Source organism: Clostridium sp. (assembly GCF_050717515.1).
Lineage (GTDB): Bacteria > Bacillota > Clostridia > Clostridiales > Clostridiaceae > Clostridium_AD.
This window is the reverse complement of sequence record NZ_JBOITL010000024.1, coordinates 99139-114149: the sequence shown is the minus strand read 5'-3', so window position 1 is coordinate 114149 and position 15011 is coordinate 99139. Positions and strand designations below refer to the sequence as shown.

10 protein-coding genes and 1 riboswitch are annotated in these 15011 nt (G+C 30.8%); of the genes, 5 read left to right on the top strand and 5 right to left on the bottom strand.

Annotated elements, in window-relative coordinates; all coding sequences use genetic code 11:
• Positions 1-5: 5 nt before the first annotated feature.
• Positions 6-89, top strand: a riboswitch (cyclic di-GMP riboswitch).
• Positions 90-105: 16 nt separating this feature from the next.
• The 4 genes from ACREV6_RS09240 (at position 106) to ACREV6_RS09225 (ending at position 3314) form a co-directional block, all read left to right on the top strand.
• On the top strand, positions 106-1035 hold the full coding sequence (locus ACREV6_RS09240; protein WP_431577723.1) for a hypothetical protein: 930 nt from the start codon (positions 106-108) through the stop codon (positions 1033-1035).
• 219 nt (positions 1036-1254) lie between these two features.
• The gene (locus ACREV6_RS09235; protein ID WP_431577722.1) at positions 1255-1392 is read left to right on the top strand and encodes a hypothetical protein; all 138 of its coding nucleotides are present in this window, start codon (positions 1255-1257) and stop codon (positions 1390-1392) included.
• A 108-nt stretch (positions 1393-1500) separates the two neighbouring features.
• On the top strand, positions 1501-2043 hold the full coding sequence (locus ACREV6_RS09230; RefSeq protein WP_431577721.1) for a signal peptidase I: 543 nt from the start codon (positions 1501-1503) through the stop codon (positions 2041-2043).
• 74 nt (positions 2044-2117) lie between these two features.
• On the top strand, positions 2118-3314 hold the full coding sequence (locus ACREV6_RS09225; protein ID WP_431577720.1) for a hypothetical protein: 1197 nt from the start codon (positions 2118-2120) through the stop codon (positions 3312-3314).
• Between the two features lie 50 nt (positions 3315-3364).
• Here ACREV6_RS09225 and ACREV6_RS09220 read toward each other — a convergent pair whose 3' ends face one another.
• The 4 genes from ACREV6_RS09220 to ACREV6_RS09205 all read right to left on the bottom strand — a co-directional run bounded on the left by ACREV6_RS09220 (position 3365) and on the right by ACREV6_RS09205 (position 12581).
• Complete coding sequence (locus tag ACREV6_RS09220) at positions 3365-4396, bottom strand: hypothetical protein (RefSeq protein WP_431577719.1); 1032 nt, start codon at positions 4394-4396, stop codon at positions 3365-3367.
• Between the two features lie 544 nt (positions 4397-4940).
• A complete protein-coding gene (locus tag ACREV6_RS09215; protein ID WP_431577718.1) occupies positions 4941-8135 on the bottom strand; it encodes a hypothetical protein in 3195 nt (1064 codons plus the stop codon).
• Between the two features lie 103 nt (positions 8136-8238).
• Positions 8239-9606, bottom strand: a complete 1368-nt coding sequence (locus tag ACREV6_RS09210; protein WP_431577717.1) for a hypothetical protein — start codon at positions 9604-9606, stop codon at positions 8239-8241.
• A 1658-nt stretch (positions 9607-11264) separates the two neighbouring features.
• On the bottom strand, positions 11265-12581 hold the full coding sequence (locus ACREV6_RS09205) for a hypothetical protein (protein WP_431577716.1): 1317 nt from the start codon (positions 12579-12581) through the stop codon (positions 11265-11267).
• A 395-nt stretch (positions 12582-12976) separates the two neighbouring features.
• On the opposite strand from ACREV6_RS09205, the gene ACREV6_RS09200 reads away from it, so the two are divergent.
• Positions 12977-14695: a methyl-accepting chemotaxis protein gene (locus tag ACREV6_RS09200; protein WP_431577715.1), complete on the top strand. Its 1719-nt coding sequence runs from the start codon at positions 12977-12979 to the stop codon at positions 14693-14695.
• A 151-nt stretch (positions 14696-14846) separates the two neighbouring features.
• Here the strand turns inward: ACREV6_RS09200 and ACREV6_RS09195 are convergent, their stop codons facing one another.
• Positions 14847-14984, bottom strand: a complete 138-nt coding sequence (locus ACREV6_RS09195) for a hypothetical protein (protein ID WP_431577714.1) — start codon at positions 14982-14984, stop codon at positions 14847-14849.
• Positions 14985-15011: the final 27 nt, after the last annotated feature.

Genomic DNA, 15011 nt, shown 5'->3' with positions numbered 1-15011 from the left:
ATATAGAATTATTGGGGGACTGTGAAGTATATTCTATATCTGGGCACCTGGAATATATGGAGTCAATGGTGCAACCCACCCTTAAATAAAAAGGGGGAAAATATCATGAAAAAGAAAAGTGTTGTTGGTGTTTTACTAGTAGGAGTACTTGCCTTTGGAGCAGGTTCCGGAACTATGGCTAAGTATGTTAAAAACTTTAATAGTCAAAATAATACAGTAAAAGCAGCAAAATTCAATGTTAAGGTAAGCGGAGATGGAAAAGAGTTTAAAGACAGCGCCTTTGCTCTAGTTGGCGCAGATTTAAAGCCTGGTACAAACAAAAAAGTCTATGATTTTGAAATCACCAAAGAAACTGAGGTTCCAGTGGAGTATAACGTAGTGCTTGCAAAGGAGGGTGAATTATTAAAGCAAGGTTCCCCTGTTAATATCACATTGCAAAGATATATTGATAATAAATGGGAAACTGTTGATCTGAATTATAAATGCAACCCAAAATCAGATAATGATAAATTTCAAGTCCTACTTAACTGGCCAGAAGAAACAACAGGCATAAACGATGTAGATTTTGCCGGCAAAGAAGGTAAGATAAATATTTCAGTTACTGCAAGTCAAGTTATTGAAAAAGTAGGTCCTACTGCCCCATTAGTAATAGAGGATCTTTTCTTAACAGTTGGACCTCGTTGGTCATCTGCGGTTAAACACGCAGGTATATATCATAATACTCTTAAATATTATAAAAATGACAAGGGGTTAAAGGTTGTTCAAATAAGCGATTTATACAATGATTTATTCTCAGTAGATTTGAAAAATGTATTATTGACACAAAAAGAATTAAATTCTAATGAATTTATTTTAACTTGTCAAGGAACCGTCAGCGAAATTGAATATGCTGTTAAGACATTGAAGGTCACTGTAGACCAGCACACATTCGAATTTAAAGGTGTAGAAGATTCAAAATACGCTTTAGAGATAAAAAGTTGGAATATATTAAATAAAAAAAATGGTCCGGAACTTCTTAATTGGCTAAGTAAATAATTTATACTATTAGATTTATGATACCCTCAAAAGAAATTAAATCAATTGTTTTTGAGGGTATTTAAGTGCAGATAAAAAAAATAGTAATCATTATGGACACCCTTTAGGGTAGTCCAAAACATACAAGGGGGAAAATATTTTGAAAAAGAAAAGTGTTGTTGGTGTAATGGTGCTGAAGGAACCCCTGTTACTGTAACCGCAATTAAAGAAGGCGATTTTATGGGATATCTAGATCAAGGAAAGGTAAAAAATGGTAAGTGTGAGTTTAAAACTATATTAGATACGCCAGGTAAATATGTTGTTACAATGAACGGTTCTAAGGGAAAAGTTGTTTTTGAGGCTTTTGAAATAAAATAATTGAGCACCTGTAACCTATTAAGCTAGTGATGCAACCCACCTAATTTATTAATGGGTGGGTTTTTATCTTAACGACATACACTTATGATTAGAAAGGGGATTATTAAAATGAAAGCTTTAAAAACTATTTTAAAATGGATGGGAAATATATTTTTGGGGTTACTTGTTACCTTTGTACTTATTTCAGTTTATTTAAACATCCAATCAATAAAAAATCCAGATAAAATCCCATCAGTATTTGGTTTAAGAAATTTTACTGTTTTGACAGGTAGCATGATGCCTTATATTTCCCCAGGAGATATGATTGTTTCAAAAGAGATTACACCCTTGTCAATAAATGTAGGCGATATTATTACATATAAAGAAAATGATACTATTATAACCCATAGAGTTATAGAAAAAAAACTTGAACTTAAAAATTATGTATTTAAAACAAAGGGAGATGCCAACAATATTGGAGATGAAAATTTTATAAAAGAAAATCAGATAATTGGTAAGCAAGTATTTAAAATCCCTTTCATAGGCCATGTAGTAAGCTTTATGGGAAGTAAACTAGGGATAATCTTCATAGTAATTATTCTAGCTCTAATGTTTGGACTAAGTGAATTTAAAAGTAAACCAGGCATAGAAGATAAAATTATTAAAGAGTAAATTCTTATAGGACATTTTTCTTTATTATATTAAAGTGATATTACCAATAAATACAAAAGGTGGTAGATAACAAAATGATATCAAAAAAATTGAAGAAGGTAATAATTGCAAGCATGATACTATCAGCTGTTATTTGTTCAGTAAAAATTTTCACTCCTACTAATAGAGAAACATACTGTAACTTTAATGCTAGAGCAACCAGTTCTGGCAGTGTATCAGTAATTGCTGCAGAGGACATGTTAGAATTTAAAATAGAGGAATATAAGTACAATTTTAACCGTAGCTATGGAAAAGATCAGTTTATTGTAATTACCCCAAAAAAAGAATTAAAGGATAATTCAATGTTTTATTTTGAAGTTGAAGGAGAGATAGAGCCCTATATCTTGCACATAGATCCTGTAGAGCTTTCAAAATATTCCACTGAAATACAGCTTAAATCCTCAGCCCAGCAGCTAAAAATCAATGGTGAAAAATGTTTTATATCTTCAAATGAACAATATTTTGTTTCAGAGAAAGAAGAAAAATACTATGTACCAATATCCGCAGAGGTAAACTTAATAAATAAATATTTTAACTTAACATCTAAGCAGGATTTCCTTGGAAATATAACATTAAAATATTTAAATCAATTTATTGTAGATAAAAAACCCATGTCATTAGATAAAAACTATTTAATGCAGACTGGTTTATATGGAAGTAACCAAGACACATGGAAATATATAAAGGAACAAATGTTTAAAAATAATAGGTTGTTTTACTCTTTAGACAGTGCAGCAAGCAAAATTAATTTTGAAACTGTAGACATAGCTCCCAATATGACGGATAAACCATCTTATATGAATTTCGACTCAGATACCACTATTCTTAATGGTCAGCAGCAAACTATTATAGATATTATAGCAAAAGGATATACGGGTTATGTGAGCAACCTAAAAGAGTACATTCTAAAACTAGAAAACAATAAAAAAGAATTAGAGTATAAGAATAATCAATTAGATGCGAAAAATAAAGAATTAGAAACTATGGTTTATGAATTACAAAATAGATCTATGGAGTTTGAGAATAACACAAGTAATATTCAGTCTGAAAATAATAAACTTAATGTAGAAGTATCAGAATTAACTAAAAAAATTAATACTTTAATATCAAATCAGAATAAAGTCCCAAAAGTAGATATTCCAGCTCCTGTAGCTGATACAAAAGCAAAAGTAGAGCCTGAACCAAAAACAGAAATACTTATACCCCTTCCAACTGAGATTCCAAATAAATAATTAACCCCAGCGGTGCATAACACCCCTGGGGTTAACCCATTTCTTAATGATTAGTTGTTAAACCAATTTATCTCCGATTCTGTTGCCTTAAAATGAACATTTAATTCGGAATTGTTGGAACAAGTAAACGTGATATTCATAAATCGATTACCACTAGGTTGACTTATACTATCTTTTACAATAATTTCGAATTCTTTACCCTTCCAATCTCCAGCTGTGGAAGAAACCACATATGTTTTGGAACCAGCTTCTTTTTCAGTAAATATTACATTTTTCATATTCACTTTTTCTTTTGTACTATAGTTATAATTGAACTCGTAATCAACATCTCCTAATTCAAATACCTTAAGATCTTTTTCGTTTTTATAATATTTTATTTCCTTATTTTTTAAATTAAACACTGGATTTACGTCTGTCCCTCTATAAAAAACCTGACTATGCATATTCCAAGTTAGTGATATATCTTTATTTGCTTTTATTTCTTGAGGAACAAATGGTGGTTTAATCGCACCTTTTACTTGTTCAGCAGCAAATGCTACATTAAAATCACCTGTTAAACCTTGATATGCTGTATCATTTTCATCATTCTTGCTATCCCATGAACATACTAATTTAAATTCTTCAACTGATTTTGGTTTTAATGATGTATCTGCTTCATTTAAATCATTGAGTTCAAATGGTTTATTTTTGAAATCTTCTACTACTGTTATATATTGCTCTCCTACTTTTCTTTGAAGTTTAAATTTTATTGGAGAAGTATATTTATCTTTATCCATAAATATTGCATTTTTAGTTGCATCAGTTTTTAATGAAAGTGTATATTTTGTATCCACGTTAGTTTTATTTTTGTTTACTACTATTGGAAATTCCATTACCTCGCTCATAGGATTAAGCTTGTCCACATTAAATTTTGAATTAGCAAATGAATCTCCTGTAGGGCTGATATCAAAATACGATGCACAAATTGTGCTTACAGCCTCATGCCTTACTGCATATTTTGCATATGTTCCAACTCCTGCTGTACAAATTACTGAAGCTGCTAGTACAGCCGCTAGCATGGTTTTCATACTTACCTTTTTCATATAAATTCTCCCCTTTAAATTTATTTTTTGGTAGTTAATGTTTTTTGTTATATTCTATATTTATATTTTAAATAGATATATTTTTTATCTAAGGCTATTTATAAAATAAATTAGACCCAACCTTTTTAATAATAAAATTCTATAACAGCAAACAATTGTAAATAACTTCCATAACTATTATAACCCTTTTACCATTTATTGTAAATTAGTATTATATATTATTTACCGCCACTTTTCCCTATATATTTAAACATATATTCTCAACTTATTTTATTTCTATTGCATCATATTCTTTTTTATAGTGAACGAAAAAAGAGAAGAACAGTTTAAACAACTGTCCTTCTCTTTTTTCCATATTTAATTGTATTCTAACTCTTTCACTTTGACTTTTGAGGTTACCCCTGAGATCTATTTTACACAAAATATTTCATTCTAATATGAAAAAAATACCTCATGATGTCAACCATAAAGTCAACACATGAGGCATCTTCCCACTTATTTCACTATAATTCTAGCTTATAAGGTAACGTTTCGTTTGTTTTTATTAAAGGGCTGCTAATGCTGCTTGAGCAGTTGTTAATGTTGTTGCTGCTGTTGCTGCTGTTGCAGTCGCAGTTGTTAAATCAGTAGCTGCTGTTGCTGCAGTTGCAGTTGCAGTTGTTAATGTTGTTGCTGCTGTTTCTGCTGTTGCAGTTGCAGTTGTTAAATTAGTAGCTGCTGTTGTTGCTGCTGTTGTTGCAGTTGTTAAAGCAGTAGCCGCTGTTGCTGCTGTTGCTTCTTTTGCTATTAATGCATCTGGATCAGTACCATCATCATTTGTTACAGCTGTATCAGCTGCAGTTTTAGCAGTTGTAGCTGTTACTACTTCCGCATCTGCAGCCGTTTTAGCAGTTGTAGTTGTTACTACTGCTTCATCCGCAGTTGTTTTAGCAGTTGTAGCTGTTACTACTGCTGTATCCGCAGTTGTTTTAGCAGTTGTAGCTGTTACTACTTCTGCATCTGCAGCTGTTTTAGCAGTTTGAGCATTTGTTACTGCTAATTGTGCTGCTATACCTGCAGCATTTTCTACTGTTAAGTCATCAGTAGTAATAGTAACTATATCATTAGCATTATTTCCAGCGATATCTTTAAGAACTACGTTATCTGCTAATGTGATTGTATAGTTTCCTACATAATCAACTGTTGCAGGAGCAGTTAATGTAATAACTACATTTTTACTTGGAGCTGCAATAGCAGTAGCAGGTACTGATACAGAATATGCAGTAGTTGCTAAACGAACGCCATCTTTATTCTTAATTACTAATGCAGATTTGATTTCATTAGCATCTGCATAAACATTTTCATCAAATGCTAATGTAATACTGTTATTAGCATCATTTACATCAGCTTTTCCATTAACAGTAGCAACGCCAGCTGTTAATGCATCTGTTAATACGAATGAAGCCTTAGCTTTATCAGTAATGCCACTAACGAATGAACCATTTGTTAATGCTTGAATTTGACCTTGTACATTCTTAACTCCATCAGCTGTTAAACTAAATCTTAAAGCAGAACCTATAGCTATATCTGTTCCAACTACTTCTTTAGCAAGAGTATCAGTGTTTAAGTCACGGCTCATTTCAACTGTTACTGAACCATCTGTATTGTAAGATACAACACGAGTTGCTTGTGCGTATACTGTTGTAGTATCTGTATCAATTACTTGAATGTTGTTCAAGTTAACTGAAGCAATTACATTTGTTCCAACTGGCATAATCTTAACTTGATTTTTAGCAACTAATTGTACAGTATTTATAATTGTATTAGTAGCAACATAATTAGAAGCTGGTAAAATTGTGTTGAATTGATTTACCATATTACCTGCAACATCTTTTAAACCTAATACTTGAAGTGTACTTTGACCAGTTACAAACGTTAATTGTGCACTTGGAGCTGTTCTATTAATAACTAACTCTACTGATTTTCCGTCTTGAGCAGGATTAATTGTAACACTTGAATCAATTGGTGCATTATTTATTAAGTAGTTTCCAGAGTTTTGAAGTGTTGCTCTATCCATTACTTCATCAAAGAAAATAGTTAATTTTGTATCTAAAGCATCAGAGTCACTATTAACAGTAACTACACCATTTTCTAAAACTTGAACAGGATTAGTTGCATTAGGCTTAACTGCATCTAAAGTAGAGAGTGCAAATGTTTGCTCTATATTTGTATTTTTACGAATTGAAAAATCATTCACAGATTCTTTTTTAAGTTTCAAAGAATAGTTTCCACCAACATTTACACTTGAAGCTAAAGTAACATCGTAAGCTTTTTTACTAGCTACGTTATTTACAACTACAGGCGCTAAACCAGTAATTCCTGATGATACAAGTTTGCTATCCTTATCATAAAGCTCTAAGTCTGCAGTTGTTAATCCTTCAATATCCTCAGAGAAAGTTAAAGTAACAGTGTTATCATGATTAAGAACACTAGAAGTTACAGTTGGAAGTACAGTTTCATCAATAGCTTTGAATGAAAATGTTTTTTCAGTAACAACAGAGTTATTGTAGAAATCTTTAATATCTTTGTATTTAAGAGAAGCATCTACAACAGCGCCTAGGCCTAAAGCAGAATTAAGTGTTAAATCATAAGATTTTTGATCTCCTGCTACTGCAGCAACTGAAGCAACAGTTATAGTAGAACCACCAATAGAAAGTGAGAAGTTTCCAGCTACTGGAGCATTTATTACTTCATCAAATGTAACACGAACTTTATCATATTTTATAACTGAAACAGCTGCAACTGATGGTGCTATTGTGTCAGTTGCTAAAGTTGCTGTAAATTCTTTTTCTGCAATTGGGAATCCAGCGATATCTTTAAATCCCATTACTTTAATTGTATGTGTACCTGAAGTAAGTGCATTGTTAAGTCTTAATTGCATTTTACCAGTAGAGTAATCCATTGTAATGTCATCAACATAAGCATTTACTCCATCAATTTGTACTAAATTTGTCAATACACCAGCAAAGTTATCCATTCCTGATGAAAACATGCTGCTTGTTACAGTTTCATTGAATCCAATTTCAATAGTCTTTGGTGAAGTAATACTAGCATTGCTAACAACAGGAACCATAGTATCTAGTGCTGTAAACTTGCTATCATATTTTGTAACCGCTAATCCGGCTACTGATTTAGCTCCTTCAATTTTTAATGAATATTCTGCGCCTTGTGTGAATTGTCCAGCAGCAGCAAGAGTTAATACTTTACCGTCTGCAGATAATACAGTACCTTGAGTTGCATCTAGAGCAACTGTGTTAAGTAATGAATCTTTAAGAGTGATAGTTCCTAGAGCATCTTTATCAACAGCTACACTGAATGTTATTTGTACAGTTTTAAGGTTAATAGCACTTACTGATGTAACCGCTGCAGTAGTTACTACATCTGCATCTTTAGCATCAAATTTAGTTTCTACTCCAGTAGCACTTTTATAAGTCACAGCTGGTATAACACTTGCATTCACTATTAATCCTGTAGTATTGTCTATCCAATTACCTTGGAAATCTTTAACGTAAACTACTCCACTAGCAACTATTGCATTAGTGATTTCTTGAGCATTTGTTGGATCATTAGCATAAGCTAAATCAAAAGCTTTATTTCCTATCACCACTGTACCATTAGCCATTGCAGCAAAAGCTGAGAAAGATGTTGTTCCTGCTATCATTACAGCAGCAAGAACTGAACTTGTAATTTTCTTGTTCATATATTTATACCTCCATCTAATTTAGTTTTTTTAAACATTATTTTATTAACTACCCTTAATCAAATATTAATTAAGGAAAAAGTTCTTTTAAAAGTTATTATTATTACTCAGCAGCTACTAAAGTTGCTTCATTTGTACCAATTATTGTTCCAGCTGCATTAAATGCTTTAACTGTAATTTTTTCTCCAACAACTTTTCCTGGGAAAACTGTTGTAGTTTTTCCTAATTCAACTATAGATGATATAGCATTTGTGCCATCAAATACTTGGTATTTAACTGCATCCTTTTGTGTTGAAGTAACATTAACTGATGCTCCAAATGTAGCAGCTTTTACTGTAGCTTTAACTTCTACTGTAGTTGGATCTACTGGTACTATTGGTGCAACTTCAATTGTTCCTGATTGTCCTAAAGCAACTTGAATTACTTTAATTTCTTGTGTATTTGCATCAAATAATTTAACATTAACTTTATCGCCAGAAACTTTAGCTGGGAAAACTGTTGTAGCAGTTCCTAAATTACTCATAGCTGATATAGCGCTTGTACCATCAAATATTTGATATTGTGTAGCTGTAGCAAAGTTTTTAACGCCATCTGCTGTCATAGTTACATTTACTGCTGCTCCAAATGTAGCTGCTTTAACAGTAGTATCAAATACCTTTACTGTATCTTCTGCTTTAACTTCTACCTTTATTGTTTTCCAAGCCTCATATGTTCCATATGTTGACTTTTGATTAGCTACTGTTTTATCTTCTGCAAGATAGTTTTTCCAAGTTGTTGATTTTGCTGTATTGGCATGTACAACAACCATGTAAGTACCTGGTTTTGTAAATTTGTATGAAGGATTTTCAGTATACTCTGTTACTCTTTTTGTCCATCCATCATTTGTTGCTGATACTGCTGTTGGATCAAATATGTGTAGTCTGTATGAGTATGGGCCTGCGATTCCGCTCATTCCTTCTACTCTATTGAATGTTAAGTTCATTCCATTAACTACGTAAGTTGCTTCTCCGTTTGCATATACTCTGTTGTCATTGTCTTTAGCTACACAATTAAGTGCTGATACTAAGTAACTATCAAAGTCACCGTTTTTGTTTGATTTAATTCCTGTTTCTCCAGCTCTTTTTACCCAAACTGAAAGTTTGTATTTACCAGCGTCAAATTTTGCTGTTTCTGGTAATACATATGGTGTATTAGCACTTACTGCTACTTGGTTATATCCTTCTGTTAACTCGCTCCATTTATTAGCTTTTTCATTATAAAGGAATGCTCTGTATTGAACATCACCTGTATAAGTTGAAGTGATTGTAAATTTCTCAGTATCTCCTACTACTAGTGGTGAATGTTCTACTCCAATATAATTTATTACTGGAACAGTTACCTGTGCAGCTTTTACTGCAACATTACCTAAAACTCCAGCCATTACAAATATTGCTGCCATAAATACGCTTAGTGATTTTTTGATTTGTTTCATATGATTTATACCTCCCATTAATATATACTTTTTATTTTTTTAAAAATAAAAACATAATTATAATTGCAGTCTCCTTAAAAGAGTACAATTCTATCTTCTTTAACTACACCCCCTGGGGAGCTATTTTTTTGTTACTATAAAACCATGGATTTAGTTTTAAAGTAACATAGTAATTAAAGACTTGATTTTCAAGTTTCACAGTATTTTTTAATTAAATTATTATTTCCAATAGAATAATAATAGTAATTATAACAAATTTATATAATATTCATGTTATTATTCTATTATATACCATCTTTCGGCAAATTTCAAATTTCAACCATTTAATGAAATACTTTCTTTCAAAGAACAAAATAAATTTTAATTAGATAGTTTATTATTGTTTTACATGAAAAGTAAAATCGTTGCATGATTAATCGCAGAAAATCTTTCATAATAATTTAAAGCTTGTACCACTTAATAGCTTAAAAAAATTCTATTATTCTATTTCACTTTTCAAAGCTTGTCTTAACATTTAACCTTTCAACATTATATATCCTGTAGAATATTCTTCAAAACATTTTGTATTTAATTGTTAAACTAATTGTATTATACTGCTAATTTGTCGAATTGCAACAGGTAAGATAATACATATTTTAAGGTAATTTAATCCATTATTTCACAATGCATTAATCAAATTAACTATATTTAAAAACTTCTCCAAATACCGCTCGAACACTGTCGAAATAGCAAATTACGATTCCATTATTATTTTTTATATAAATGGGATGTCAATACTAAATTAAACTATGTTGTTAAAATATTGCACATGAATTTCAAAATGCTATTTTAATATTTGTTTTTATGAAAAGTAAAAAAAATACCATTATAGCTTTAATTCTAAACGGATTTTTCATGGCAAAATCTGAGTTTTTAAAAAAAAGTAGTAAGAAGCAATTTACAACCAATCTAATTTCTTCCTATAAATCTCTTATTTTATATTTTCGACACCATTCGCCTTTTGCCTACAGTAATTTAATTTAATTAAAAAAATAATTATATTTTTTTTTTTATATTTTGATTAATTACAGCTATTTATCTATATATTTTAGTTTTTATTTTTTTATCGTTAATATCTACAAAAATATTTGATTCTGATTTATGCTCTTTGTTTACAATGTTTATTTTTTTTGCAAATGATTATACTTGCATCAAATAGTATGAAAAAAAACCTACATAGTTTATCTATATAATGTACCCTAGTCATTCTGGATAAGTGAATTTTTATAGGCTGTAACATGAAATATAGTTATTCACCTGTAAATATGTTGCTTTTAAACCCTAAAACAATCAAGAAAGACTCTAATGTCTCCTGTATAGCTCTCTAAAGTTTTAGGTACTTTACATCTGAAACTAGTGTTTCTTCAATTTCTATTTATCTTAAATCTTAATTTTTCTCCACCAGATTCAGATTTGTTATAAAATTGTATTTAACGATTAAAAAACTACCCAAATATATTTGGGTAGTTCCTCTCCCTGGCTATCGCCAAGTTTTTTTCTTTTCTTTTCTCATTCCCTTGCTCCGCTTTGTTGTTCACATAATGTTCACAATACCCAGGCGTCCTTGCGAAAGGACCGTGAAGGACTTGAGCTTGCTAATTATAAACTTCGCAGATTTACTAATAAGCATTATGTGGTTTTACTTTTACAAATTGCTCTCCACCATTTTGTTTAAAGAAATTAATTACATCACCGCATGTATCATTATTAGTCTGATGACCTATACCTTTATATGTTACAAATTGTATTGGGTATGGAAGGTTTTTAAATATCTCTTGAGTTTTATTCCATCTATCAGGCAATTGATTTTTTCCAATTAACTTATATATAAGTTGCCTTTCTGGTTCATCATACCCATCGAAATAAGGAACATCATCGTTAGTATCTAATTCACCCATATATATGTACTGTTTTACTTTTTTATATGCTTCCAGGTTAATATCTCTTCCAAGTATTTTTTTAGCATCACCAATTCCTACAGGATATATCAAATTTTGTCCTTCAAGCATTTCTAAAGGTAGAATAGGATTTGAATTTATTCCTCCCGTAGCTACAGCTTGAACTAATTCTGGATGCAATAATGCAAACCTGTTAGTGAATCTTGCAGATGCTGAAAACCCTACCATGAACACTTTTTCTTTTACAGAAGTTATGCCCTCTTTATTTATAACACTTTTTGCATCTTTTATCATGTTTACTAATTGATCATCTATTCTGATCTTTTCATTATCATTCCCTAATATAGTGTCTCTATCCAATTCGTGAGTATAAAGATTTCCATTTTTCTTTCCTTCTGCAGTTACCCCTCTTGGAAAAACAGGCATTAAAATTATAGAGTTCAGTTGTCTATTTATATCAGCAGCTAAAGACCATTCATTTAAAATCTTCTCTTTAACCAAATAATCTTGAGCCTCTACATTTCCTGTTTTCCCACCATTATTAGGCTCTACAATTATGTTTACATTTTTTGAAGTCACTAAATCACTGGGAATACTTAAATAATAAGGATAAGAAAATCCACTATCTTTTCTTGGATATACCTTTATAACTTTATCTTTTGACCTCTCAGTAAATTCATATTCTATATTTGAGGCAGTAAATTTCATAAAATATTTTTTACCGTTACTTAATAATACTTTAAGTTTATACTCCCCTTCTAGAAATGGTTTTACTGGTGTTATATAAACATTACTTGAATCATAACTTATATCCACAGCTACAAATTTATTATTTTGTTCTATAACAATTGCATCAATATTTTTTTCTGCTATATCCTTTGTAAGTGCAACCGTAATAGTTTTATTAGCAGGAATGTTATCCATCCTTTTAAACTCTACCCACTGATTTAATGTGTCTGCTTTAGCTATAAATACTGGATTAAAACTTAGTAGAAATAATAATGTAAATGATACTATTTGCAGTATTTTTTTTTGCATATCTAATCCCCCTATTTCAATTAATATATTTAAAGTAATATAACAAACAAGCACCCACAATGCTTAACGTTATAACTTGCTTTTTAATTATAGCCACAATACCCATTGTTGTCAATAATGTCCAGTGTAAGAACAAGTAAGAGCCTCGCGGCTTTGGGTTAAACGTGAGTTTGCTAATTATTAAAATTGTAATTTAAGTCTATTAAATAGCTGTACAACCGCCCTATGAGCATCTTATACACGTTTTTGACTTTTTGTAATAATAAGATGTTAATATAAAATAGGTTTGTGCAAACTTGGACATAATACAAAAAAATGTTAGTTAGGTCATAGTAATTATTAGTTACTTATAGATTTTGAATTATATACTATGAAAAAAGAAGGGAAGCGTCAAAATGAAATTTTTTATAAATTTAAGTGTAAGAAAAAAAGTTATGTTGGTATTTTCAGTGGTTTGTATTTTTATAGTTTTAATAGGAGTTGAGGGTATATTAAGTTCTTCCAAAATAAGTAAAAGTGCAAACAAAATGTACAGTAATAACTTAATATCTATTAGGGATTTAGAAGAAATTCGTGGTGGTATAAATGAAACTAATGCTAGTCTGCTAAAAATCATTTTTGAAAGAAATAGAAATACTTTAGATGATGAGATAAAAACTATTGATGATTCAGATAAAAAAAGCGAAAAATTTATAAAGGAATATGATAGCCTAACTACAATATCAAAGGAAGAGGATGAAAGTTACGTTGATTTTAAAAATTATTTATTGAAATATAAAGAATTAAGAAGTAAAGCAATAGAAACTGTAAAATCTAATAATTATGATGAGGCCACTAAAATCTATAATTCGGATATAACTTCGATAACAAGTACTATGCTGGGAAAACTACAAGCATGCATTGACATAAATGGAAGATCCGCTGAGCAAGAAAATTTAAATAACATAGCTCAGTTTAACAAGATTAAAAATCTGATTATAATTTATACAGCTATAGCATTTTTACTTATAATTTTTATGGCATACATATTAAGCAAAAATATAATGAATCCACTAAACAAAATAAAAGATTTAGCTAGTAGGTTATCTTGCTACGATTTTTCAACTTCAATTACTATTTCAAGGAAAGACGAATTTGGACAAACAGGTTTAGCTTTAAATACCGCCCAGGAAAATATGAGTAGCTTAGTAAAAATAATCATGGAAAATTCACAGGATTTAAGTGCGTCCTCAGAAGAACTATCAGTAACTGTTGAAGAATTATCTTCTAAAGTTGTAACTATTGATGAAGCAATAAATGTTATTACTTCGGGCGCTGAACAGTCCAGTGCCTCCTCTGAAGAAATAAGTGCTTCTGTTGAAGAAGTAGATTCAAGTATTAATATGCTTACTTCAAAAGCTATGGAAGGAAACAATAATGCAATACAGTCTAAAGAAAGAGCTCTAGTAGTTCAGACCAGTAGTCAAAAAGCTTTAGATCAAACTCAAAAAATATATGTTGAAAAACAAAATAAGATGTTAAAGGCAATTGAAAATGGAAAAGTAGTAGACAGTATAAAATTCATGGCAGATACCATAGGAAACATAGCAGAGCAAACAAATTTACTTGCATTAAATGCTGCAATAGAGGCAGCTAGAGCGGGAAAACAAGGCAGCGGCTTTGCTGTTGTAGCAGACGAGGTAAGAAAACTTGCAGAAGAATCTTCACAAGCAGTAACAAGTATCCAAGAAACTATTGTAAAAGTTCAGCAGGCATTTAAGAGCAGTATAGATACAGGTACTGATATACTAGAGTTTATTAATACAGATGTAAAATCACAATTTGATGCCTATGTAGAAATAGCTAATCAATATTATAATGATTCGGATTTTGCAAGTAAAATATCCCAGGAAATTGCCGCTATGTCTGGAGAAATCACAGCTACGGTTGGACAAGTAAATGGCGCTGTTCAAAACATGGCGCAGACATCGCAAAGATCCAGTGAAGAATCAGAAACGATAAAAGAAAGCATAGATGAAACTACAGAAGCTATACAACAAGTTGCATTAACAGCACAAAGCCAAGCCGAACTTGCTGAAAAACTTACTGAAATAATTCAGAAGTTTAAGATATAGTCCTATTTTTCAACCATATGAATTGCTTGAAAGAATGCAGACTACTAATTTTCTTATTAATAGTCTGCATTCTCATAGTTATTCTGGATAAGTGAATTTTTATAGGCTGTAACGTGAAATATAGTTAACTTCACCTGTGAAGATGTTGCTTTTAAACCCTAAAACAATCAAGAAAGGCTCTAATGTCTCCTGTATAGCTCTCTATAGTTTTAGGTACTTTACCATCTGAAACTAGTGTTTCTTCAAAGTCACTTACTCTTTTTTTCGCTAATGTTAAATTATCATTCATGGCTAATCCGCTTTGGTCGTTCACGTT